Source organism: Chryseobacterium hilariae, from assembly GCF_051400735.1.
Classification (GTDB): Bacteria; Bacteroidota; Bacteroidia; order Flavobacteriales; family Weeksellaceae; genus Chryseobacterium.
Map to the genome: position 1 here is coordinate 484,598 of NZ_JBLFFJ010000003.1, position 25,494 is coordinate 510,091.

At 36.2% G+C, this 25,494-nt stretch carries 23 protein-coding genes and 1 pseudogene; 6 read left to right on the top strand and 18 right to left on the bottom strand.

The window, feature by feature from the left end; translation table 11 throughout:
• Positions 1-3: 3 nt before the first annotated feature.
• The 18 genes and pseudogenes from ACMGDK_RS11950 to ACMGDK_RS12035 all read right to left on the bottom strand — a co-directional run bounded on the left by ACMGDK_RS11950 (position 4) and on the right by ACMGDK_RS12035 (position 19,171).
• The gene (locus ACMGDK_RS11950) at positions 4-2,376 is read right to left on the bottom strand and encodes a GumC family protein (RefSeq protein ID WP_436808166.1); all 2,373 of its coding nucleotides are present in this window, start codon (positions 2,374-2,376) and stop codon (positions 4-6) included.
• Between the two features lie 80 nt (positions 2,377-2,456).
• Entirely contained in the window at positions 2,457-3,755 is a 1,299-nt protein-coding gene (locus ACMGDK_RS11955) for a nucleotide sugar dehydrogenase (RefSeq protein WP_436808167.1), read from the bottom strand.
• Between the two features lie 92 nt (positions 3,756-3,847).
• Positions 3,848-4,666 (bottom strand): polysaccharide biosynthesis/export family protein, encoded by an 819-nt coding sequence (locus tag ACMGDK_RS11960; protein ID WP_436808168.1) that lies wholly within the window; start codon positions 4,664-4,666, stop codon positions 3,848-3,850.
• Between the two features lie 32 nt (positions 4,667-4,698).
• Positions 4,699-6,627, bottom strand: a complete 1,929-nt coding sequence (locus tag ACMGDK_RS11965; RefSeq protein WP_436808169.1) for a polysaccharide biosynthesis protein — start codon at positions 6,625-6,627, stop codon at positions 4,699-4,701.
• Between the two features lie 107 nt (positions 6,628-6,734).
• Complete coding sequence (locus ACMGDK_RS11970; RefSeq protein WP_436808266.1) at positions 6,735-7,826, bottom strand: aminotransferase class I/II-fold pyridoxal phosphate-dependent enzyme; 1,092 nt, start codon at positions 7,824-7,826, stop codon at positions 6,735-6,737.
• Positions 7,827-7,870: 44 nt separating this feature from the next.
• Positions 7,871-8,335 (bottom strand): regulatory protein RecX, encoded by a 465-nt coding sequence (locus ACMGDK_RS11975; RefSeq protein ID WP_436808170.1) that lies wholly within the window; start codon positions 8,333-8,335, stop codon positions 7,871-7,873.
• A 58-nt stretch (positions 8,336-8,393) separates the two neighbouring features.
• Positions 8,394-9,659, bottom strand: coding sequence for a serine hydroxymethyltransferase (gene glyA, locus ACMGDK_RS11980; RefSeq protein ID WP_436808171.1), 1,266 nt, complete (start codon positions 9,657-9,659; stop codon positions 8,394-8,396).
• 130 nt (positions 9,660-9,789) lie between these two features.
• A complete protein-coding gene (gene arsB, locus ACMGDK_RS11985; protein ID WP_436808172.1) occupies positions 9,790-10,824 on the bottom strand; it encodes an ACR3 family arsenite efflux transporter in 1,035 nt (344 codons plus the stop codon).
• A gap of 1 nt (position 10,825) precedes the next feature.
• Complete coding sequence (locus ACMGDK_RS11990; RefSeq protein ID WP_436808173.1) at positions 10,826-11,437, bottom strand: arsenate-mycothiol transferase ArsC; 612 nt, start codon at positions 11,435-11,437, stop codon at positions 10,826-10,828.
• Positions 11,438-11,460: 23 nt separating this feature from the next.
• Positions 11,461-11,934, bottom strand: a complete 474-nt coding sequence (locus ACMGDK_RS11995; protein ID WP_436808174.1) for a DUF6428 family protein — start codon at positions 11,932-11,934, stop codon at positions 11,461-11,463.
• 56 nt (positions 11,935-11,990) lie between these two features.
• Positions 11,991-12,317: an ArsR/SmtB family transcription factor gene (locus tag ACMGDK_RS12000; protein WP_436808175.1), complete on the bottom strand. Its 327-nt coding sequence runs from the start codon at positions 12,315-12,317 to the stop codon at positions 11,991-11,993.
• Between the two features lie 109 nt (positions 12,318-12,426).
• Positions 12,427-13,326, bottom strand: coding sequence for an NAD(P)/FAD-dependent oxidoreductase (locus tag ACMGDK_RS12005; RefSeq protein WP_436808176.1), 900 nt, complete (start codon positions 13,324-13,326; stop codon positions 12,427-12,429).
• A 272-nt stretch (positions 13,327-13,598) separates the two neighbouring features.
• Positions 13,599-13,837: pseudogene (locus ACMGDK_RS12010) on the bottom strand (glycosyl transferase); the annotation flags it as partial.
• 141 nt (positions 13,838-13,978) lie between these two features.
• The gene (locus tag ACMGDK_RS12015; protein ID WP_111956544.1) at positions 13,979-15,172 is read right to left on the bottom strand and encodes an efflux RND transporter periplasmic adaptor subunit; all 1,194 of its coding nucleotides are present in this window, start codon (positions 15,170-15,172) and stop codon (positions 13,979-13,981) included.
• A 152-nt stretch (positions 15,173-15,324) separates the two neighbouring features.
• Positions 15,325-16,596 (bottom strand): ABC transporter permease, encoded by a 1,272-nt coding sequence (locus tag ACMGDK_RS12020; RefSeq protein WP_436808177.1) that lies wholly within the window; start codon positions 16,594-16,596, stop codon positions 15,325-15,327.
• A gap of 79 nt (positions 16,597-16,675) precedes the next feature.
• Positions 16,676-17,905, bottom strand: a complete 1,230-nt coding sequence (locus tag ACMGDK_RS12025; RefSeq protein ID WP_436808178.1) for an ABC transporter permease — start codon at positions 17,903-17,905, stop codon at positions 16,676-16,678.
• Positions 17,906-18,025: 120 nt separating this feature from the next.
• Positions 18,026-18,382 (bottom strand): four helix bundle protein, encoded by a 357-nt coding sequence (locus ACMGDK_RS12030; protein WP_436808179.1) that lies wholly within the window; start codon positions 18,380-18,382, stop codon positions 18,026-18,028.
• 99 nt (positions 18,383-18,481) lie between these two features.
• Entirely contained in the window at positions 18,482-19,171 is a 690-nt protein-coding gene (locus ACMGDK_RS12035; protein WP_034704703.1) for an ABC transporter ATP-binding protein, read from the bottom strand.
• A gap of 425 nt (positions 19,172-19,596) precedes the next feature.
• Here ACMGDK_RS12035 and ACMGDK_RS12040 point away from each other — a divergent pair, with 425 nt between their 5' ends.
• From ACMGDK_RS12040 to ACMGDK_RS12065, 6 genes are all read left to right on the top strand, one after another.
• Positions 19,597-20,571, top strand: a complete 975-nt coding sequence (locus tag ACMGDK_RS12040) for a ribonucleotide-diphosphate reductase subunit beta (protein WP_436808180.1) — start codon at positions 19,597-19,599, stop codon at positions 20,569-20,571.
• 33 nt (positions 20,572-20,604) lie between these two features.
• Entirely contained in the window at positions 20,605-20,802 is a 198-nt protein-coding gene (locus ACMGDK_RS12045; RefSeq protein ID WP_436808181.1) for a hypothetical protein, read from the top strand.
• 121 nt (positions 20,803-20,923) lie between these two features.
• Entirely contained in the window at positions 20,924-21,211 is a 288-nt protein-coding gene (locus ACMGDK_RS12050) for a hypothetical protein (RefSeq protein WP_436808182.1), read from the top strand.
• A 49-nt stretch (positions 21,212-21,260) separates the two neighbouring features.
• On the top strand, positions 21,261-22,928 hold the full coding sequence (locus tag ACMGDK_RS12055; RefSeq protein ID WP_223560202.1) for a ribonucleoside-diphosphate reductase subunit alpha: 1,668 nt from the start codon (positions 21,261-21,263) through the stop codon (positions 22,926-22,928).
• A gap of 348 nt (positions 22,929-23,276) precedes the next feature.
• Positions 23,277-23,849, top strand: a complete 573-nt coding sequence (locus ACMGDK_RS12060) for a phage tail-like protein (RefSeq protein ID WP_436808183.1) — start codon at positions 23,277-23,279, stop codon at positions 23,847-23,849.
• A gap of 6 nt (positions 23,850-23,855) precedes the next feature.
• Positions 23,856-25,424: a hypothetical protein gene (locus ACMGDK_RS12065; RefSeq protein ID WP_436808184.1), complete on the top strand. Its 1,569-nt coding sequence runs from the start codon at positions 23,856-23,858 to the stop codon at positions 25,422-25,424.
• Positions 25,425-25,494 lie beyond the last annotated feature (70 nt).

The following is a 25,494-nucleotide window of genomic DNA, read 5'->3' on the forward strand; positions in this document are numbered from 1 at the left end:
TCATTATCTGTTAACAAAATATTTTTTTAATTTCTGAAACAGAGTAAGTTCTGTTTCTCCATAACCATATCCATATTTATTTCCATAACCAAAATAATCCTTGTTTACATCATTTAATACAAATCCTACATTTTTGATTTTACCACTTTCAATATTTCTATTAGCAAATTCAATTAAAGTTTTTTCAGTATATCCTGACCGTGTAACATATAATGTAGCATCTGCCATTTCTGCAAATAAGAAGGTATCCGTTACCAACATCAGTGGTGCAGTATCTAATAGAATATAGTCATACTTTTCTTTTAATTGATTAATCAGAACTTCATATCTCCCGTTGGTCAGCAACTCTGTTGGATTTGGCGGAATACTTCCAGAATATATAACATCCAGATTCGGATTGAAGGTAGAAACATGAACAACATCTTTCAGTTCTGTTTTATTATCATACAGATATTCTGTAAGACCTACCAGACCTTTTCTTGCAGGATTATACCGCTGCAGTTGTGGATTTCTAATATCAGAACCAATAATGATAACTTTTTTACTTGGTGTTGCTAATGTAAGTGCAAGGTTTACAGAAATAAATGTTTTACCTTCACCTTTTACAGTGGAAGTGACAAATACAACTTTAGCCTCTTTTTTCTTAGGCAACATAAAATTCATATTTGTAATCAGAATTCTGAATGCTTCTGCAATTGGAGAAAGGTCGTTTACCCTAATCAGTTCAGAAGCTCCTCTTTCTAAACTAGGGATCTCGCCGATGACAGGTTTACCATTTGAAAGGGCTTCCAAATCATGCTTAGTTTTAACTTTATTATTGAATAATTCTTTAAGGTAAATAAATACAAAAGGAAGTAATAAACCAGCTATTAAAGCTCCCCCCAAAAAGACCATTTTCTTTGGAGCAACCGGTCTAGGTGAGGCATAGGCATAATCAACGATTCTTGCTTTATCTGCGGTAACAGCAAGAGAAATAGCAGTTTCTTCTCTTTTTTGAAGCAATAATAAATATAAGCTTTCTTTAATCTGTTGCTGTCTTTCTATATCTCTGAAAAGCTTTTCCTGGGTAGGAATTTTTGATATCCTTGAAGACACTCTGTTTTGCTCTGTAAGATATTGGTCTTTAGCAAACTGCAATCCTGTTCTATTTTTATTAAGGCTTTCCATTACAGAAGTACGAAGAGAACTAATCTGCTTATTCAAATCAATAATCAAAGGGTTTTGTGGGGTAGCGCTTTCTAGTAAACGGTTTCTCTCTAAAACCAGCTGGTTATAAGCTGAAATATTACCTGCCGCCTCTGTATTCTGTAGTCCAATATTTGACGGTAAAACCTGTGAATTATTTTGACGTGATAAATAACTCATTAATGCGTCAGTAAGATTAAGTTGAGCGTCTACTTCTACCTGTTTAGCTCTTGCCTCAGCTGAAGTTTGAAGATTTATTTTTGCTTCTGTTTCCAAATCAGTGATCTGGTTTGAAGATTTAAATCTTTCTTTTTTACTTTCTACTTCTCCTAAATCATTCGCAATGATATTGATTCTCTCGTCAATAAAATCCTTTGTTATACTTGATTCAGAATTTTTATCTTTAATAGCATCCTGATTGTAAACCTGAACAATTTTGTTAAGAATATCTTTAGCTTTATCCACATTAGGATATCTCAAAGAAAGATTAATGACAGTAGTTTCTTTATTAGCAAGATCGGCTGCAAATGCTTTCTGTAAACTATTTACTTTATCCTCTTTAGTAGAATATGTAAAATACAGTTTTCCCAATTCACCAGCCTTTAACTTATTAAACTGAGAATTTTTAATGATAATGATATTAGCATATGGCAAACTAATTGTCTTTCCGAAATTGGTTATGATTTCTTTGGCCATCTCCTCAGATGACAAAACAATCTTATTACCATCTATTTTAACATTTATAGGCCTTTTAGGTCCTTCCGCTAAAGGCTTTTCTTCTACAACTTTTATACTGAACGGAGCTGTATCTTTGTACAGCTCTTTTGAAGCAAACTTCGCTTCTGAATAGATGGTCGTCTGAAGATCAAGAGCATTTACTACGTCATGTATAAGCTTCTTTGACCTGAAAATTTCTATCTCATTTTTGATACTATTTGTACTCATCCCACCGAACCCTGATAAATCCTTTAAAACATTAAGCTCGCCTCCCATCGCAGGTGAATTTTTTGAATCTTTAATCAGAACTGATGACTGAATATCATATACAGGAGTTACAGTCTTTAAATAAAAGAAAGTAAGAATAATAATGCAAAGAGGGACAATAATAAACCAAATCCAATTTCTTAGATAAGGTATGATAATTTCATGAATATTTATCTTTTCAGATTCTTCTTGTGTTGAGTGGTTCATTCTCTATTTATAATTTGAATATAGTTAAATAATATACAATTAATTTCTCTTGCAAAAAAATTGGTATTATATTTATTAAATTAAAGCCTAGCATCTACTTTATGCCGGGCAATACATGACTTTGCGTCAAAAATTACAGCATTTTCCTTTTTCAGATCATCAAGATTCAATCTCAAAAATTCTTCATGAGAAACTGCAATTATAATTGAATTATATTTTACATCAGTGAGATTTTCTAAAAGGTTAATCCCAAACTCTTCATATACTTCTTCTTTACTTGCCCAAGAATCATATACTTCAACATCGATCCCATAATCTTTTAATTCTTTATATATATCCAATACTTTGGTATTTCTAATATCCGGACAATTTTCTTTAAAAGTAACTCCTAAAATCAATGTTTTTGAATTTTTAATAACATTCCCTTTAGCAATAAGTAATTTTACTACTTTCGATGCAATAAATCTTGCAATAGAATCATTGACACGACGACCAGATAATATAACATCAGGATGATATCCAAGTTGTTCCGCCTTATGTGCTAAATAATATGGATCAACAGAAATACAATGTCCTCCCACCAAACCCGGTTTATACTTTAAAAAATTATATTTAGTTCCAGCTGCTTCCAATACATCAGTTGTATCAATCCCCATTCTATCAAATATTAATGCTAATTCATTAACAAAAGAGATGTTTACATCTCTCTGAGCATTCTCAATAGCTTTGGAGGCTTCTGCAACTTTAATACTTGGAGCTTTATATGTACCAGCGGTAATGATTTTCTTATATAAATTATCAATTTCTTCAGCAATATCCTCTGTAGAACCAGAAGTCACTTTTTTCACGCTTGTCAGAGTATTTATTTTATCTCCCGGGTTAATTCGTTCAGGAGAATAGCCTACATAAAAATCCCTATTAAATATTAATTTAGAATATTGCTCTAAAACAGGAACACACTCTTCTTCAGTACATCCTGGAAAGACCGTGGACTCATATATTATAATATCCTCCTTCTTAATGATTTCTCCCAGCATTTTAGAAGCAGTTATTAACGGCCTTAGATCGGGAGCATTATATTTATCTATTGGAGTAGGAACTGTTACTATAAAAACATTACAATCAGCAATTTCATGTAATTTTCCTGTAGCTTTATAGCCTATTTCGCCGTTTGAACTTTGATATTTCTTTAGTCCTGCAACAAGTTTTTCCGGATTCGCCTCAAGCGTAATATCTACACCAACATTTAACTGTAAAACCCGGTCAGTATTAATATCGAATCCTAAAACTGGAAAATGATTTGAAAATTCTAAGGATAAAGGCAGCCCTACATACCCCTGACCAATAACGGCTATTTTATAAGATTTAATTTCATTCATTTTGGTGTTTTAAGTTGCTCATACAACAAATCTTAAAAAAATAAAGCATATGAACCTTAGATTATTCAGATATAAAATAAAAAGTTTGGCTACTATTTTTTTATTAAACTTACAACCACTGCAGCTGCAGTTATTGCAATAGAAGCAGCCGTTAAATATATTCCCGTATTAGGATTTTGTTTAGACATTATATCTTTATTATTATTTGCTGGAACTATCACTGCATCCCCTTGTTTTAAATTATAATAAGGTGAATTAATTAAATTGGCATCCAATAAATTTATTTTTCCGTGTGTAACAATGCCATTTTCAGTTCTTATTACCAGTAAATCTTCTCTCTTTCCATACATAGTCAAATCTCCTGCTAATCCTAATGCATTCAAAATAGTAGCTTGTCCGTTTGAAATAGTATAATCACCTTGTCTGTTAACTTCTCCAAGAATAGTAACCTTAAAATTCGCAAGCCTTACATTAACAGTGGGATTAATTATGTACTGCGTCATTTTATTTTTTAGCTCATCTTTGAATTCAACTAGTGTTTTATTGGATGTATTCACTTTACCAATAATTGGAAAATCTATATTCCCTTCATTATCTACAATATAAGTAGGTCCGGAAATAGTACTTGTACCCTGATTAGGAGTATTACCGCCAGCTAAAATATTTGTCTGAACGAGTTCTGAAGAAGAATAATTTTGATTAAACGGCTTTACAACATCCATATCTTTAGCCGTGATCAATATCACTAACTGATCACCAACTTGTATTGTATTATTAGAATTTTTAGAAGAGGATTCAATGGCCACTTTCTCGATATTCTGCATATAATTTAGGTCATTTTTTGCATTCTGATTAGTTTTACAGGAAACCAACCAAAACGCAGCCAATACTACCAATATCTTACTTTTCATATTTTAAAATTGTACAAATATACATTTATAATTTATTTATCTAATTGTTCATATACAGAATTATTACTCTTAAACTCCGGAACAATTGTTTTTAAAAGCTTCACTACACTTACCTTATCTTCCATTACTGAAGCATCTGTAATCAGAATAATCAGATTCTCTATTTCTAAGAATTCCATCGCAGGATCTTTAGAAATCATAATTTTTTCATTATGGGTAGGGAGTGTTTTTGCATTGTCGCTTAACAGCTCTTCATACAGCTTTTCACCCGGTCTGAGACCTGTATATATTATTTTTATATCAATATTAGGTTCAAAACCTGATAACTTAATCATTCTTCTGGCAAGGTCAAGTATTTTTACAGGTTCTCCCATATCAAATACAAATATCTCACCTCCTTTTCCCATTGTTCCCGCGTGAAGGACCAGCTCACAAGCTTCCGGAATGGTCATAAAGTATCTTACAATATCAGGATGGGTAATCGTCACCGGACCTCCAGCTTCAATTTGTCTTTTAAAATGTGGAATAACGGAACCGTTTGAACCTAACACGTTACCAAACCGGGTAGTAATAAATTTTGTAGTATTTCCTTCAACATGCTGTAAAGACTGAACAAATAACTCGGCAGCTCTTTTAGAAGCACCCATTACATTGGTAGGATTTACAGCTTTATCTGTAGAAACCATTACAAATCTGTTGACTTTATAACGGCTTGATAAAACGGCAATATTTTTTGACCCTAAAACATTGACGCGTATAGCTTCATTAGGATTTTCCTCAACCAACGGAACATGCTTATAAGCGGCTGCATGGTACACCATCGAAAAGTTATAAGTCTGAAATACAGGTTCAACCCTATGTATATTGGAAACATCAGCCAAAACAAATTTAAATCTGATATGAGGAAATTTCTCTTTCATTTCTAGCTCAATATCATACAATGGCGTTTCAGCCTGATCCAGTACAACTATTAATGAGGGATTGAACTGTGCTACCTGTCTTACGATTTCGCTTCCGATAGACCCCGCACCGCCAGTCACCAATATATTTTTATTAAAATGTCTGCTTTTAACCTCTTCGCTTTCTATTTTTATTGGTTTCCTGTTAAGCAGATCTTCGATCTGAAGGTTCCTGATTGCTCCTCCCAAGTCACTGTCTCTTAATTTCTGTACAGATGGAGCTTTGAATATATTTAAGTCTTTCTCTAAAAATAAATTAACCCATGAATTCATTTCATCTTTAGACATCATTTCTTTTACAATAATGACTCCGTCTATAATAAGATCTTCTTTTGTAGATTCCTCAATCCTACTTTTTTCATAGATAGGTTTTCCTAATAAAGAAGCTCTTTTGGAATCTGTTCTTTGGGTAAGAAAGCCTACCACCTGATAAGGCAAACTTGGGTTATCCAAAATAGCACGTGCTATAGCAATAGATTGTTCATCAATACCAAGTACCAGAATTCTCTTTTTCAAAGCACTCCTTCTATATTCTCTGACAATGTGGAAAAATTCTTTCACATACAGTCTGAAGAGAAACAGTCCCATAAAAGAAATGATAAAGTACAGTATCAGGAATGGTGTAAGGATAAACTTTCCGCCTGTAGACCAGAAATAGATAAGATTAACCAACCCCACTACAGTCATAGTGCAGAAGCAGGAAATCAGCAGTTTGAAAAGGTCAATAAACGTAGAGTGCCTTATGATTCCTGCATAGGTTTTGAAAAAATACATAAAAATTGTATTTATCAAAATAATAAAAGCAAAAACGATGCTTTTGTCTTCATGATAAATAAACTCTTTTTGGGTAATCTTTTCAATTGTATAAGTAGAGAGAAATAAAGACATCACCAGAATAATAATATCTATTACAAGTATTATCCATCTGGGAAGATATCTTACGTCTGAGAGATTGACAACATTATCACCTCCAAATATTTTTTTTCTAAGAGAGTTGTACATTGCCTGTATTTATGTTCATATTTAAATGGGTAAACCTACTTTATTAATATTCGTTTTGATGGTACAAAATTAAAATAAAATCCTATCTATACTTAAATAAAATAAATTTAATATATTTTATTTTGTATTACCTCAGAAATTCTGGATCTGCAATCATCCGTTAAATTGGTCCCTGACGGCAGGCAAAGTCCTGTGTCAAAAAGTGTACCAGATAAATTATTTCCAAAAAACTTACACTTTTTATAGAGGGGTTGAAGATGCATTGGCTTCCATAGATATCTGGTTTCTATATCGTTCTGCGAAAATATCTCTCTAAGTTTTTCTTTCGAAAGTTCATTTTTTAAAATAACGGTATTAAGCCAATAGTTGGAAAAAAAATCATTATTAGGAGCAGAAAATAGTTCAATATTTTTATTATTTTTCACCAGTTCTTGATAAAAATCATGATTTTTTCTCTTTTGTTTAATTTTTTCGTCCAATGTTTCCATCTGCCCTCTTCCCATCCCTGCTGCGATATTATCCATCCTGTAATTATATCCTAATTCAGAATGGCTGTAAAATTCTGTATTGTCTTTAGCTTGTGTTGCAAGGATAAGTGCTCTGCTTTTGAAATGTGCATTTCTTGAGATCAAAATTCCGCCACCGCCGGTTGTAATAATTTTATTACCGTTAAAGCTTATAACAGAAAGATCTCCAAAAGTTCCGCAAGGCTGTCCTTTGTATTTACTGCCCAGTGCTTCTGCGCTATCTTCAACAATAGGAATTTCATGTTTTTTTGAAATCTGGAGTATTTCTTCCGCCATAAATGGCATTCCGTATAAAGATACTGCGATAATGGCTTTAGGCTTTTTCCCTTGTTGGACACAGTATTTCACAGCATCTTCCAGAGCATTCGGACACATATTCCAGGTGTGGCTTTCGCTATCTACGAATACAGGAACGGCTTTGAGATAAAGAATTGGATTAGCAGAGGCTACAAATGTAAAAGACTGGCAAATCACAAAATCTCCTTCCTCTACATTTAATAATCTTAGCGCCAGATGAATAGCTGCAGTACCGGAAGACAAAGCAGTGACATGCGAATCATTGCCTAAATAATTTTCCAGACTCTTTTCAAATTCAATTATATTGGAGCCATATTGGGAAATCCAGTTGGTATCAAATGCGTTGTGTATATATTCAAGCTCATTTCCTCCCATATGAGGAGGTGAGAGCCAAATTTTTTCTTTTTTCAATTATCTATTTATGTTTCGTCAAAAGTATCATTTATTTTTTCATATTCAAAGCCTCTGCTCATTAAATATTTTATTGTTTTAGATTTTTTCTGATATTCCTGTATTCCTTTTTGTCTGGAATAGTAATCTTCGAAGATTTTTTTGATGATTTTTTCATAATCATCTTCATCTATTTCATCAAAACAGCTGTTGATAAGTTTTTCTGAGATCTGTTTCTGTTTAAGATGCATTCTGATCTTATTCCTGCCCCAGTGCTTGATATAAAACTTTCCTCTTATATAGCTGCGTGTAAATCTTTCTTCGTTAAGATAATTTTCTTTCAGAAGGTACAGGATAATTTCATCTTTTGCCTCATCAATCAGCAGAAATTCTTTCATTTTTTGCTCAACCTCCGCATGACAACGGTCCTGATAAACACAGTAGTTTACCAGTTTCAGTTTTATTTCATCAAAGGTGAAAGATTTTTTCTCCATAATAGATATGAAAAAGAATGGACAGATGCCCATTCTTTATTATAATGTTTAAATCAAATTAATAGTTGAACAGAGCTCTGCCTTCCATCAGTTCATTTACTTTCTTTCTTACCGAAGCAATAACTTCTTCATTTTTAATATTGTCAACCACATCAGAAATCAGTCCTGCAATAGTATCCATGTCATTTTCTTTAAGACCTCTTGTCGTAATCGCTGCAGTTCCCAGTCTGATACCGGAAGTTGTGAACGGTGATTTGTCATCAAAAGGAACCATATTTTTGTTACATGTAATGTCTGCAAGCACTAATGCCTTTTCTGTTTCTTTTCCGTTTACATTCTTATTTCTAAGGTCTACCAGCATTAAGTGGTTGTCTGTACCACCGCTTACGATATCGAAACCTCTGTCTGTCATTGCTTTTGACAGTGCCTGTGCATTGGCTTTAACCTGCTTGGCATAGGTCTCGAACTGCCCGTCCAATGCCTCACCGAAAGCAACAGCTTTACCGGCAATAACGTGTTCCAGCGGTCCGCCCTGAATTCCAGGGAAAACTGCTCCGTCCAATACCTGGCTCATCATTTTTGTTTCTCCTTTTGGCGTTTTGTGGCCATATGTATTTTCAAAGTCTTTGCCCATCATGATCATTCCTCCTCTTGGACCTCTTAAAGTCTTGTGGGTAGTAGTCGTTACTACATGACAGTGTTCAAACGGAGAATTCAACAACCCTTTTGCCACTAAACCAGCCGGGTGAGCTATATCTGCCCAAAGTGTAGCCCCTATCTCATCCGCAACCTCTCTGAATTTAGCATAATCAAGATCCCTTGAATAAGCAGAGAAACCTGCAATAAGCATTTTCGGTCTTTCTCTCAAAGCAACTTCTCTCATCTGATCGTAATCGATAAGTCCTGTTTCTTTCTGAACACCATAAGAAACCACCTGATACTGAATCCCTGAGAAATTAACTCCTGAACCATGAGTAAGATGCCCTCCCATTGAAAGATCCATACCCATGATTTTGTCTCCTGCTTTCAAAACTGCAAGATAAACGGCAGCATTCGCCTGAGAACCTGAGTGCGGCTGTACATTAACATAGTCAACACCGAAAAGTTCTTTTGCTCTGTTGATGGCTAATGTTTCAACCTCATCTACTACTTCACAGCCTCCGTAATATCTTTTTCCGGGATATCCTTCAGCATATTTGTTCGTCAGTACACTTCCCATTGCTTTCATTACGTTCTCAGAAACAAAGTTTTCTGATGCAATAAGCTCTAATCCATGGGATTGTCTTTGTCTCTCTTTTTCAATCAGGTCGAAAATAATGTCCATTTTACTTTTAGTTTTTGAAATTTTTCACCCCAAATGTACGGAATTTCCTGTAAGATTTCTTTATCCTGAAGTCTGATTTGGGAATAAAATTTCAGGTATTATGCAGCAATTTACCATCAATTGTGACTTTTTACTTCAGTTTATAGCTTCTTTTTAAATATAAACTTGCTTTAACCAATAAAATCAATACAGGAACTTCCACCAATGGGCCGATAACACCTACAAAAGCCTGTGATGAATGAATTCCAAAAACAGCAATACTTACCGCAATAGCCAATTCAAAATTATTTCCTGTCGCCGTAAAAGCAATGGATACATTTTTATCATAAGGAACTTTGAGCCATCTGTTTATTAAAAAACTAATAAAAAACATCAATACAAAATAAATGATCAGTGGAATTGCAATTTTTACAACATCCATCGGCAGTTCCAATATTTTATCCCCTTTTAAGCTAAACATTAAGACAATCGTAAATAATAAGGCGTATAAAGTAACAGGTGATATGAAAGGAATGAATTTTTGGCGGTACCATTCTTTTCCTTTGAGTTGTGTAAGAAAATAACGGCTTAGAAAACCTGCTAAAAAAGGAATTCCCAGATAAATTAAGACGCTTTCCATTACATCGCCGATGGGTACAGAAACATTAAAATTACCCAATCCTAATTTTTGAGGAAGAATATTAATAAACAGCCATACCATAAAGCTATAGGATATAATTTGAAAAATACTATTTAAAGCGATCAGCAAAGCTGCATATTCCCGGTTTCCTTTTGCCAGGTCATTCCATACAATAACCATGGCAATGCATCTTGCCAGGCCTATAAGGATCAGCCCTATCATAAAATCCGGCTCATCCTTAAGAAAAATAACAGCTAAAACAAACATTAAGACTGGACCTACAACCCAGTTTAACAATAACGAAACAGATATTACTTTTTTATCCCGGAACACTTGTGGTAATAAGCTGTAATCTACCTTCGCGAGAGGTGGATACATCATCAGGATTAACCCGACAGCTAAAGGGATATTGGTGGTACCTGAAGAAAATGAATTTGTTATTACAGAGATTCCAGGAAAAAAATATCCCAAACCGACTCCGATGATCATGGCCAGAAAAATCCAAAGTGTTAAATACCGGTCAAGAAATTTTAATTTGGTCTTCATTCTAATGATTTATTTGGGAAAAAACATAAAACATTTCGGCGCCGATTTGCAGACTTCTTTCTTTGTATATTCTGGTCTGTTCAGGTGTGTTATCTGAAATTTTCGGATCTTCAAAGGTAACAGGAATACGTTTCTCTGCACCTGAAATGAAAGGGCATCCTTCATCTGCCTGAGAGCAGGTCATAACTGCAGCAAAACCTGTATTTGGGTTAAAACGATCATCATACTTTTTAGAAAATCCAATGACAGGTAAAGCATCTTCAGAATACTTAACAGCATATACAGGATTTTCGCTTTCACTTAATTTCCAAATATGAAAGCCAGCTTCCATCAATGTTTCAGCAACTTTAGGAAATAAAGCAGTTGTCTCCGTTCCTCCGGAATAGCAGTTTACATTAGATATTTTAAAATAGGCGGATGCAGTTTGTGCCCAGATTTGGGCAAGATGGCTTCTCCGGGAATTATGGGTACAGATAAAATTAACAGATATTAATTCTTGATTTCTTTTTTTCTGCTTTATAAAATCTATTAATGGCTGCAGCACAGCTTTTCTTTCTTCACTGATCTCTATAGAAAGAAGTTCTTCTATATATTTTGTCAATTTAGGATACATTCCAGTCATTATAAAAGTTAATATTAGCAACAGCCCGAACCTGGTGTACAGCTAGAATCCTGATTGCTCTTCAGCCCGCTTAAGCTTATTTTTTGCTTTTCCTGAGGAATTCCACAGGCATCTGTTGCTAAACAAGCCGTCAGTTTATTTTTTAGGACAAAGTTTTTACCGTTAAATTCCAGATCATATTTTCCAATAGTCTGATCCTGATATTCCACTTCAATTTCAAAATCTCCGATTCCCAGCTTTTCTTCTGACAGATTGATGATATGCAGCAATTTTCCGGGTTTAAGACGGTGTTCATAATCTTCTGCATTCCAGAGCTGAAAATTCACACGCTCTTCTTTTCTGATGGTTCCTCCGCAGTCGATAAAGTTTTTGGTAACCATTCCTATTTCCGTAACGTGGAAGTGTTCTGGTACAAATCTTCCGTCCTCCAGCTGAAATTCTACATTTTCCAACCCTCGCAAAATGTTTTTAATGTCTGATAATTTCATAATTCAATATTTTAATTGTTATAATGCAATATTACGATTAACCAATTCAAATTTTTTTAGCAGCAATTCTGTTTTTTAACAGTGGAAATAATATCTGTGAAGAAAGTATTTAAAATTTCAAATGCTTTTCCATCAATGCAGTAGCATACAGTATTTCCTTCAATATTTCCTTTAATCAGGCCTGCATTTTTTAATTCTTTCAGATGCTGGGAAACGGTAGGCTGTGCAAGAGGCAATTCATTGACAATATCCCCACAGATGCATTCATTAACTTTCAGAAGATATTCAATAATGGCAATTCTTGCCGGATGCCCTAAAGCTTTTGCAATGACCGCGATCTTATTCTGCTCATCTGTAAAGAAATCTGTTTTTGTAGCACCCATGATTTTTATTATATCGCAATATTACGATAATATATTTTAGTAACAAAATTTTGAATAAAAATCCCCACAGAAGATTTCTGCGGGGACGGCACCAATTTATAATATATAATTAAAAACTTTCGTCTGCAAGCTCTTTATTGACAATAGCTCCTGTGAAATTTCCCTGGGCAACAGCATTGGCTACAGACCTCATCATGGTGACATTGTCCCCACAAGCAAAAACACCGGGAATATTGGTTTTATGCATAGCGTCAATTTTGATAAACCCATGTTCGGTAAGCTCACAGCCGAGATCTCCGGAAGCATTGATGTTCTGCTCAAAAGGTATTTTAGCATACAGTGCTTTTAAAGAGATTTCCTTTCCGCTTTTAAAGATGATTTTTCGGATGTTTCCGTTTTCGTGCTCTATTTTTTCAATTTCATCTTCAACAAGATTGATATTATTCTGAGCCAGTTTGCTTTTCTGATCGTTTGAAAGAGCCGACTCTCCATTACTGAACAGAAAAAGATCTTTCGTCAGGTTGTACACCAGTTTTGAAAACTCATAGCCCATATCACCATCTGAAAGGATACCGGTGACCTGATTTCTCACTTCATAACCATGGCAGTAAGGACAGTGCAGGACTGAAATTCCCCAACATTCTGCAAATCCGGGAATATCCGGCATAATATCCTTCACTCCTGATGCCAGGATCAGCTTTTTGGCGTAAAATTTTTCGCCGGCAGAGGTTTCCGCTTCAAATCCTTCATCTGTTTTTCTCAGTTTTATAACGAAACCTTCATGAAATTTCACCGTATCATATGCTTCGACCTGTTTTCGGGCAAGATCAGCAATTTCTTTTGGTGCTTGTCCGTCCTGCGTAATAAAGTTATGTGAATGGGGCGTCTGCCTGTTGCATGGTTTCCCGCTATCGATGATCAGTGTATTTCTTAATGATCTTCCTAAGGACATTCCCGCTGATAATCCGGCATAGCTTCCTCCTATGATAATAACCTCAAAATTTTCCATTGTATTAAATATGGGCTGTTAGTTTGTTTTCACTTTAGCTTTCGCGTTTGTATTACAAAGTTAAAATAAAATTTCATTAATGCAATATTGTTGCATTAATATTATTACAAAAATCAAAAAATATCTAAAAAGGGAAACAGCTGATTCTAAACTTATTAAAATTTAAAATCGCTTGCAGCCCATATATTTATTGTCGGATTGATCTGCGAATCAATTATTTTTGAAGACTTTTATGGTACAATCCTGGTTCTATTCCGTTCGTTTTTCAGACAGGCTCCGAAGAGTGCCGGGAAAAATTTTACCCAAAATACGGACCCTCCGAGTATTTTGATCAACCAGGCCAGCCATGAATTCACTGGAGGAATGGAAAGATATCCCCAGGCCAGATGATTGCTCGGTCCAGATGCAGATATTCATCTCTGTGTAATTCATATTCAGAGCTGATCAGGGAATATTGAAGGATGAATTTTACAATGATAAAGAAAAAAAGAATCAGGTAGCTTTTCTTCATGGTTATGAAATTGTATGGTTAATGTTTCTTACAAGACAATTTATTAAAAATATCCATTACATCAGCTCAGTCCATTAAAAAATAAAAATCCCGGGAAAGATTTCCCAGGATCATACAGTTTAAATATATAGTGATTATTTACTATTTTTTCTTTTCTTTAAGCTCTTCTTTGTCTTTATCGGAAGGGTTCCATACTTTCACTTCAGAGTCTTTGGTAATTCCTGAAAGGATCTGTACATTGATCCCGTCGCTGGCCCCTAATTTCACATATACTTTTTTGAATTTACCATCCGGCTGTTTCACTTCTACAAAAGGAGTGTCTTTCCCGTTTTTCTTTTCGTACTGGATAAGTGATTCATCCAAAAGCAATGCATTTTTTTCAGATTTAAGGACAATTTCACCGTTGGCAGAAAATCCAGCCCTGATATATTCGTTGTTAGGATTGTTTACGTCACCTTCTACCGGGAATTTTATGGTTCCGAGGTTATCTTTTCCTTTAGGAGCAATCATGGTCAGTTTTCCCGGGAATGTTTTGTTCTGAAGGGCACCGATCACGATTTTCATATCCATTCCCTGCTTCAGCTTCCCTGCCTGAGCTTCATCAATCTCTCCCTGGAAGATCAAAGAATTAAGGTCTGCAATGGAACATATTGTGGTCCCTGCATTGAATGAGTTGGCCTCGATTACCTGACTTCCTACTTTTACAGGAACTTCAAGAACAGTACCTGCTGCTTTGGAACGGATCTGCGTAGTTGCAAGACCCTGAAGTTCCGGAGTAGCCCCCGTCTTTACGATCTGTAATCTTTTTTGAGCTGTAGCCAGCTGCTGATTGGCATTTCTAAGGGCCTGCTGCTGTGAAAACAGTTGCTGCTGAGAGTTTAAATACTCCTGCTTGGAAATAACGCCTTGCTTGTACAGTTTTTCCTGCATAGAATACTGCTTCTGCATATTATCCACATTCATTTTAGCGTTGCTGATCTGCAGCTGAGAGTTCACCACTTCCTGCTGTGCGTTATTTACATCAGCAATATTAGGGATGATTCTCACTGTAGCGATCAGCTGTCCTGCGGTTACTTTATCTCCTTCATCTACCAGAATTTTATCAATGATTCCTGCAATATTCGGCTTGATCTCGATCTCTTCCTTCGGAATGATCTTTCCTGTTGCCATTACCTTGTCTTCCATGTCCTGGTATTTTGGTTTTCTGGTCAGGAAAGCTTCACTTTCTTTAGAATTTGATTTTACGAGATACCCGATCCCGAAGATCAATGCCACTGCAAATAAAAGCCCGAGTACAATATAAATGGCTTTTTTCCAAGTGAATTTCTTTTTCATATATCTAGTTTATTTTTTACGATTAAAAGGAGAAAAATTAATTGAAGGGATTTAAATATTTAAGAATTTAAATATTTAAGAATTTAAACATTTAAAAAAATCTTCATCATTTTCAAATTAAAATATTATTTTATTTTCAAATTAACATATTACTATTCTGATCTCAGGGCCTCAATCGGCCGGATCTTTACTGCACGCTGTGCGGGGATCATCCCGATAATCAGACCAAGAATTACCATTACTGCCATGGCTCCAAATACGTTTCCATAATTTACAGTAGGGTTGTAGAACGGAAATTCATCCTGGTTCTGGGTGACTGCATTTAAAATGATCAGGACAAATATCCCAAACATGAATCCGAGAATACCCGAAGAGAGCGTAATAACAACACTTTCGAGAAGGATCTGATTTCTTACTTCAGCCGGTTTCGCTCCTAAAGCTCTTCGTATCCCGATTTCCTTTGTTCTTTCTTTTACCGTGATCAGAAGGATATTCGAGATGGCAATAACTCCGGCAAGAATGGTCAGCGTTCCTACAATGATCGTTAAAAGCTGCATTCCTGTGAGGAAACCTGTCAGTTTTTTAAATTCTTTACCTAAGTTGAAACTTCCGAATGCATTGGTATCTTCGGGAGATACTTTATTTTTTGTTTTCAGCACCTGTTTTACATTCTCTTCTACTCCATTAACGTTGGCATTGGGCTTACTTACGATAGCAAACATGTCAATCTGTTCTCCTGCGTTATACATTTTTGTATAGGTTGAAAGAGGAATAAAAGCAGTCCGGTCATTTTCAAAACCACCTCCTTTTTTTACTCTGAAGACACCAATTACATTAAAGAATATGCCTTTTATATTAACCTGTTTTCCAATCGGATTTTCTTTTTTCTTAGCATCAAAGAAGTTCTTGTAGATCTCTTCTCCAATCACCACGACATTCTTATTTCCCATAACATCAGCATCGTTAATATAACGTCCGAAAATAAGTTTTTTCTCAGAAATTTTATTTCCCACAGCATAATCTCCTGTAAGGGAATAGGTGCCGTTTTTACCGTTTCTCGACATGGACTCGCCCGGCGTTCCTGTAAAGCTTCCTCTGGCATTTTGTGGGGAGATATAATCTATGGCAATCACTTTTCTTTTCAACATTTCCATATCGGATAACTGGAGGTGGACTTCCCTTCCTTTCGGAAATCCCTCATATGGAATAGAGGTTTTCTGTGCCCAAAGAAAAATAGAGTTGGTCGCAAATCCGGAGAATAGCTTATCGAAACCGTTTTCCATCCCTTTTGCCGCCCCAAGAAGACTCACATATAAAAACATTCCCCAGCCTACACCAATCATGGTAAGGAACGTCCGAAGCTTATTATTCCTCAGTGAATAATAAATTTCCTGCCAAGTATCTTTTTTAAATAAAATGTTCACTTCTTTGAGTTATAAGTTTATAATAATATAAATGATGATTGATTAATGATGCTGTCCTGAGCATCTGATTACCAAATCATTACTCAGTTCTTAACGCTTCTATCGGCTTGATCCTGGAAGCTCTGTATGCCGGAACGAATCCTGCAATAAGCCCCGAACATACCAAAGCTATAAATGCCATGAAGATGGTTCCCCATCCTACACTCGGGCTTTTGATGAAATATTCCTCGAGGCTGTCTCCTATTAAGCTAAGTGCCAATACTCCTACTGCAACCCCTATAATTCCTGAAACTACCGTTATCACGACACTTTCCTGTACAATAAGGGCTACAATACTTCTCGGTTTGGCTCCAATAGCTTTACGGACGCCAATCTCTTTGGTTCTTTCTTTTACGATATACACCATGATATTACTGATCCCGATAATTCCTGCCAGCAGGGTTCCTAATCCAATAAAACCTACAATAAGGGTAAGCACTGCCATAAACTGGAAAGTTTCGTTCATATTTTGGGCATTATTCCAGACACGGACTCCGTTTTCATCGTCAGGAGCAACATTTTTCCTCGCTTTCAAGCGGTCTTTAAGCTCATCACCATATTTAATGGCTTCCTGTGGAGTTAGCTTTTCGTTATAGGCAATATATGCTGTAGATACTGTATCTGAACCTTTTTTCATCTGCTGAAGGGTTGTAATGGGAACGGTAATATGTCTTTCGTCCCAGTCTCCTCCGTCATCGGAAAATACTCCTACTACTTTGAACATGGTTCCATTAATATTCAGGTCTTTTCCTACCGGGCTTCCATTCTTGATCAGGTCACGCTGAACCATTCTTCCGATCACAGCTACATTCTGCTTTCTTGCAAGGTCCATAGGCGAAAGATAGCGTCCGTCCAGCATCTTCCTGTTCTCAATCGTCTTTTCTCCCGGTTCTGCACCGTTGATCTGGTAAGTACCGCTTTCCTTTCCGTATTTTACCATTAAGCTTGTGGTATATCTTGGACTGGCATCACCTACTTTTTCTTTATCTGTATTGATCAGGAAATCATAATCTTCATTATCCATCGTCACGGTTCTGTCAGACTGAAGTCCTTTATAAGCCAGCGTAGTTTTGCCCGTATAGATCGTGATAAGATTCTGTGCATCTCTTGCAAAACCTTCGGTAAAGGCATTCTGAAGCCCTTTCCCTATTCCGAAAAGAACAACAAAAATAAACAGCCCCAAAGCCACTGTAAACCCCGAAAGCACCGTCCGCAATACATTACTGCGAATAGAACTGAATATTTCCTGCCAACGATCTAGGTCAAACATAGTTTTTATTTTTTACTGTGTAAAAAGTCAATTAACTGCGTTGTGAATTTTCTCCGAAGTCAATTAACCCTGTTGTCAATTGTTTTTAAATAAATTATTCTAATTGACAATTCACTTTCTCTATTTCTTTTTCAACATTCCGCTCAGTAAGATAAATGTTGTTTTTATTAAATTTTCAATTTTTACTAATTCTTCTTTTTTGATATAATTACAGTCTATAACTATATCAAAACAGGAATCTAATTCTATCACGGAGCCTCTGACTATTTCAAAATATCTTTTCCTTTCGGTTTCCGATTTTCTGGAACATCCTTCCGTAATATTTAAAACTACCGAAGTTGAAGCTCTGCGTATCTGGTCTGTAAGATTAAAACGCTCACTATCCGGAATTCCAGATAAAATTTTATAACATTCAATTCTTAACTGTCTGGCCGATTGATAAACATCAAGTTTATAATGGTTCAGATTTAAAAACATAATTATTTTTTTTCATTTTCATTGGTGTGTTTTCGATAGCCTAATCACATTCACAATTGACTTAAAAAAATTCACTTGCGAAGCAAAATTCACTATTAATTATAAAACAATTTGCTTGATAAACTCGTCACTTTCTATGATGCCGTCTTTCAGTATTACGTTTCTTTTCGTCTGTGCAGCTACGTCCGGTTCGTGTGTTACGACGATGATGGTTCTTCCTTCATTATTGATATCCTGAAGAAGCTTCATAATATCGTGTGTTGTTTTAGAATCCAGTGCTCCGGTTGGCTCATCGGCCAGAACTACTTTAGGATCTGTGATCAGGGCTCTTGCAATAGCAACTCTCTGCTTTTGTCCTCCTGAAAGCTCGTTGGGAAGGTGGCCTGCCCATTGTGCAAGACCTACTTTTTCCAGGTATTCCAATGCTTTCTGGTTACGCTCTTTTCTCGGAACGTTTTGGTAATATAAAGGAAGTGCTACATTTTCCAGAGCTGTTTTATAGCTGATCAGGTTAAAAGACTGAAATATAAAGCCCAGGAATTTGCTTCTGTATTCTGCAGCTTTCACTTCAGACAGATGCTCAATCGGAACATTATCCAGCTCGTAAGTTCCTGAATCTTTTTCATCCAGAATACCGATGATATTAAGAAGCGTAGATTTCCCGGAACCGGAACTTCCCATAATAGAAACAAACTCGCCCTCGGAAATATTAAGATTAATCCCCTTAAGAACGTGCAGCTTGCTTTTCCCCGTATCGTATGATTTATGTAAATCCTGAATTACTAACATGAAGTGATGCTTGTTTTATACCCAATAAGTAGATGTTATTTTCAATTTGTTACAAGAACAATAATTTATTCGAAAATTTTATTGTTTAACTTATCACCCCTGTATTTACAATACATTACTAAAAAGTGTTTAACTGTAACTTTAATTTTTCATTTATTTTATGGCTCTACCCCCGTTTAAGCCATTATCCGTGCTGGTTTCATGTAAATGTGGAAAACTTTTACAGTTAAAACTCAGCCAATTAGTATTTACCTCTTTCAAAATCAGTTCTTTTTTTCGAACTTTGTCATTAGTTCTTTACAAGAAACCGACACTTAGGAATGTGAATATGTTTCTCATGTAAATACCAAACATACAAGAAGTTAAGCATTACTTCAACGTTATCCACAGTGATGCAGATTATTTAATTTTAAAGCTATTTTAATATGGGAATTTTCGATAAAAGAGTAAGTTACAAGCCATTTGAATACCCTGAGGTTCTTCAGTTTGTAGAGGCGATCAACAAATCGTTCTGGGTGCATTCGGAAGTGGATTTTACTGCAGATGTTCAGGATTTTCATTCGCAGTTAGAGCCGCACGAAAAACATGCTGTGAAAAATGCACTTTTAGCCATTGCACAGATCGAGGTGTCCGTAAAGACATTCTGGGGAAACCTATACAATCACTTGCCAAAACCTGAATTCAACGGCCTTGGAGCTACTTTTGCAGAATGCGAATTCCGTCATTCTGAAGCCTATTCCCGATTGGTAGAGGTATTGGGATATAACGAAGAATTTTCCAATGTTATAGAAATTCCTGCCGTGAAAAAGAGAATTGACTTCCTGTCAAATGTTCTGAAACACGCCAATTCTACAACACCGAAAGAATACGTATCTTCTCTTTTATTATTCAGCATTCTCATCGAAAACGTATCGCTTTTCTCACAATTTGCAATCATCCTTTCTTTCACAAGATTCAAAGGGTATATGAAGAATGTTTCCAATATCATCGCATGGACATCCGTTGACGAGCAGATCCACGCCAATGCAGGAATCTATCTAATCAACAAGATCCGTGAAGAACAGCCTGATCTGTTGACAGATTCAGATATTGAAGATATCTACACATTGGTAGATCAGTCCATTGAGCTGGAAGGTGAAATCCTTGACTGGATCTTTGAACTGGGAGAATTAAGCGTTTTCTCAAAAGAAGATCTTTTAAACTTCATGAAGTACCGTGTAGACGACAGCTTGAAGAAAATCAATATGGAAACCCGTTACAATGTTACTCCTGAGCAATACCGTCCAATGAAATGGTTTGAAGAAGAAGTTTTCGCGAATTCTATGGATGATTTCTTTGCCAAAAGACCGGTAGATTATACGAAGCATGATAAGAGTATTACAGCGAACGATTTGTTTTAATCTTTTAATAATTTCTCATTAAAAATTCGCACCATGCCAAAAAGAACAGTGCTATATGACAAAAACAATAATGAACTTGAATGTTATATAAATCAAGATAACAAAGTTTATATTGGTGTAGGTCCAAACAATGATAACATGCAATTTGGTTATATTGCTTTGGATAAAGAAGATGTTAGAGAATTAATCAAAATGTTGAGTGATTTAGAAAAGGAAATGGAAGAAGAATAGCGCGAGCGAAGCGAGCGTCAAAGCAGATAGTATTAGCATATCATACTGAGCCTATCATAAAGTATTCATTCAAATAATGATTTCCTCACTCTTCGGAATAACAAAAAATTCAAAGCACATAATGATCAATGTAATTGTAACCTACACCGTAAAACCTGAATACGTTTCAGAAAACAAGACCCATATCCAAACGTTTCTGGATGATTTTAAAAATCTGGACCAGGAGACATTTGAGTATAAGGTGTATGTAAAAGAAGACGGCGTTACTTTTTTACATTATTCAAACTACATTAATGAAGAGGTTCAGCATGAGGTTTTGAATACCCCTTCTTTTAAGGAGTTTCAAAGATTAAGAGATGAAAGCGGACTGAACGGTACGCACAAAGTAGAAATATTACAATCAATATAAAAAAGCAACAAAATTCCGGAGCACAAACACTGCTCCGGAATTCGAAAATATAACATCTATGGAAGAACAAAATTCAAATATATGGTGGCTCAATGAAGAGTCTGAGCAGATGCTGAACAGAGGATATCTGTTGAAAGGAGAAACTGTGGACGGAGCCATCGACAGAATTACCACTGCAGCTGCAAAAAAATTATACAAGCCGGAACTACAGCCCGCTTTCAAAGAAATGATCACCAAAGGATGGATCAGTTTCTCATCTCCTGTATGGGCGAATATGGGAACACAGAGAGGTCTTCCTATTTCTTGTTTCAATGTTCACATTCCGGACAGTATTGAAGGAATTACCCACAAAATGGGTGAAGTAATCATGCAGACGAAAATCGGAGGTGGAACTTCAGGATATTTCGGAGAGCTTAGAAACAGAGGTACAGCAGTTACAGATAACGGAAAATCTTCAGGAGCGGTTTCGTTCATGAAATTATTCGATACAGCGATGGATGTAGTTTCTCAGGGAGGCGTAAGAAGAGGTGCTTTTGCTGCTTATCTGGATATTGACCACGGAGATATTGAAGAATTCTTATCCATCAAAGATATCGGTAGCCCGATCCAGAACCTGTTTACAGGGATCTGCGTTCCAGATTACTGGATGCAGGATATGATTGATGGGGATATGGATAAGCGTAAGATCTGGGCAAGAGTTCTTGAAAGCCGCCAGCAAAAAGGTCTTCCGTATATTTTCTTCACCGATAATGTTAACAGAAACAAACCTCAGGTTTATAAGGATCTGGGAATGCCTGTCAATGCAAGTAACCTTTGCTCTGAGATTATGCTTCCTTCCACCAGAGAAGAATCTTTCATCTGCTGTTTATCTTCTATGAACCTGGAATTGTATGACGAGTGGAAAGATACAGATGCTGTAAAATTAGCTGTTTATTTCCTGGATGCTGTTTTGACTGAATTCATCGAAAAAACAGAAGGAAACTACTACCTGCAGGGAGCCAGAAACTTCGCATTGCGTCACAGAGCGCTTGGATTGGGAGTTTTAGGATACCATTCTTATTTACAGAAAAATATGATCCCGTTTGAAAGTTTTGAGGCGACTCAGTTCAATGCAAGAGCTTTCAAACACATCAAAGAACAGGCAGAAACTGCTTCAAGGGAATTAGCCAACATCTATGGAGAACCGGAATTATTGAAAGGATACGGACTGAGAAATACCACCACAATGGCTATTGCTCCTACCACTTCAAGCTCTGCAATCTTAGGACAGACTTCTCCGGGAATTGAGCCGTTTGCATCCAACTATTATAAAGCTGGTCTTGCCAAAGGAAACTTTATGCGTAAGAACAAATATTTAGCAAAATTACTGGAAGAAAAAGGTCTTGATAATGAGGAAACATGGAGAACCATCATGCTGAACCATGGTTCTGTACAGCACTTGAAAGAGCTTACCGATGAGGAGAAAGCAGTATTCAAGACATTCAAAGAGATTTCTCCTATGGAAATCATCTCTCAGGCTGCTCAAAGACAGCAATATATTGATCAGGCACAGTCCCTGAACTTACAGATTCCATCTACAATGCCGGTAAAAGATGTCAATTATCTTTATATCGAAGCTTGGAAAAAAGGAGTAAAAACTCTTTATTATCAAAGAAGTTCTTCCGTTTCTAAGGAAATGATGGTCAATTTTGTGACCTGTTCCGCCTGCGAGGCATAGTACTTAAATAACAACATTACATCATATCAAAGCACGCTTTTTTAAGTGTGCTTTTTTATTTACAATAAGACTTTAACATATTTTAACACTCAAGTTGAAAAATTTTATTTTTTTTGTTGATCCTCCATTAATACTGAAAATATTCATCTTATACTCCCAAAATGGTGAATCAAGTGTTTATATCATAAATTTTATGTGATTATTTTTAATAATTTTTATATACATTTGCCGAAATTTTTATAATATAAAATAAAGAGAATTTTAAATTATAATTAATTTTATTATTGGCAAGAAATTTGTTAATAGCAAACAACACAAAACAACACACAAAAAAAACATTATTTCGAAATGCACAAAATTATCACCCTAATTCTGGTAATGGTTTCATGTACCATTACCGCCCAGGTGGGTATTAATACTTCTACCCCTGACCAAAGTTCCGCTTTAGACATTACAAGTACCTCTAAAGGAGTTCTTTTACCGAGAATCAGCAACGTTGCAACAGTCACTAGTCCTGCTACAGGGTTAGTTATTTTTGATGTCAACAAGAAATGTATCAGCCAAAACGTAGGAACTCCAGCCACTCCGGACTGGGTATGCCTTTCTCCGTATGTAGCTAAATTTTTCTACATGCCAAGCGTGGTTTTTGATACGACCACTATTGCAGCAGGACAGACAAAAGACCTGTACACTTTGTATAAAAATCAGTTTTCGAATGTACCAACGAATGCAAGAAGTGCATCCGCTCCGGCTTCAATTCCGTTTTTTCCAAATGCAACAGATCTGTATTATTATGTAACGGGATATGATGCCTCTGTATTCAGGATAAACAGCATCAGCAGCACAGGTGTACTAAATTATGATGTCTTATCCAATGCTACCTCAGCATCTTTCATCAACATCGTATTTGTTGTAAAATAAGCAGCTATGAAACACACTTTTAAAGGGCTATCTTTGATGAGCCTTGTTTTCACCCTGCTTACCAACTTCGTGTATGCACAGACAGACAGTACTGAAACAGCAAGTATTTACGGGTTCTATTCCTATTCAAGTTCGTTAATGAATGCATCTTCAGCATCAGAACTTTCGATACAGGGAAGTGCCTCCCATACTTCTACAGGAGTACAGCTTACTCCCGCCAGCTCAGGGCAGTTTGGAGGATTGTTTATCAACGGAAGGACTTTTACTTCGGTAAACGGGCTTCATGTTGAATTTGAATATGACATGAAAAATGGAACACCGCTTGGTGGTACTTATGGAGACGGTTTATCTTTTTTCCTTTATGACGGAGCTGTAACAAGTCCCATCATTGGAGCACCGGGTGCCGGTCTTGGATATTCCTATAACAGAGCACAAAACACCTATGCAAGTCAAAGAAAAGAAGGTTTATCAGGTGCTTACCTGGGTATTGCACTGGATGAATTCGGGAATTTCAAAAATAAACGTTTTCAGGGTGAATCCAGAGTAAACGGTATTTCAGGAGTAACGTGGGGGCAGGCAACAAGCCATGTCACTTTAAGAGGGGCAAGAGGAGCAGCCATTAATGCCAATGGTTTAGGCTTAGGATATACGGGATATCCCGTATTGGTTACCCGCTCTACCTTAAGTAACACTGGTGCGGTAGGAAGAATCCTTCAAGCTGACAGAAGCTATCTGGCTACCTCCAATTCACTTGCCTCTGTATTTGATCTTAGGAATAATGCAGGAGAATTCAGGAAAGTATATCTTGATCTGATCCCACATTTTACAACTCCAACTACAACGGACGGATTTGATATAAAGGTGGATATTCAGACTACACAAAATGGAACACCTGTGAATGTGATCAACTATTATCATTACAAAACTTCAGTCCCTTATACTGAGAATGCAAATCCGCAAACAACTGACTTTAATACTTCTGATACGGAAGGAACTCCCACGCCTCAAACTCTGAATGCAACTGTTCCGTCTTTTTTGAAGCTGGGCTTTGCAGCAGCTACAGGAGCAGCTTTTCAGCAGCATATTATCCGAAACGTGAAGCTTACCCTTCCCTATGCAGCTGTAACTAATAACGATGTGGCTTCCACCTGTAAGTTTCAGCCGGTTACTATTCCGGTCTTCACTAATGATATAGCTTACAAAGGTCCTATCAGTGTTACAACTCCACCAACAGGAAGCAGTTCTAATATCGACTATTCGACGTTCAGTTTTACGAAAAACAGTGATACAGATCTTACGCTGTACCGTAAAAAAGTAACTCCACAGGGAACGTGGACTTATAATAAAGCAACAGGTATCGTTACCTTCAATCCTTCAAGTGGATTTACAGGAACAGCAACGATGACTTATACAGTAAAAGGAAGGACTCTAAAAGATTCAAACGGCAAGATCATTGAACCTTACGGTGATACGGCTTACCGGTCTACTCCGGCTACTATCACTGTCAATTTAAAGACCACAGGCTGTATCTATTCTGTCATTTCGAACAGAATGGTAACACAAGGGGTAAAATAAAACAATAATATTCAATTATAAAAGGCATTACAAAACCATAGAAATTCTATGGTTTTTGTTTTATATTTGT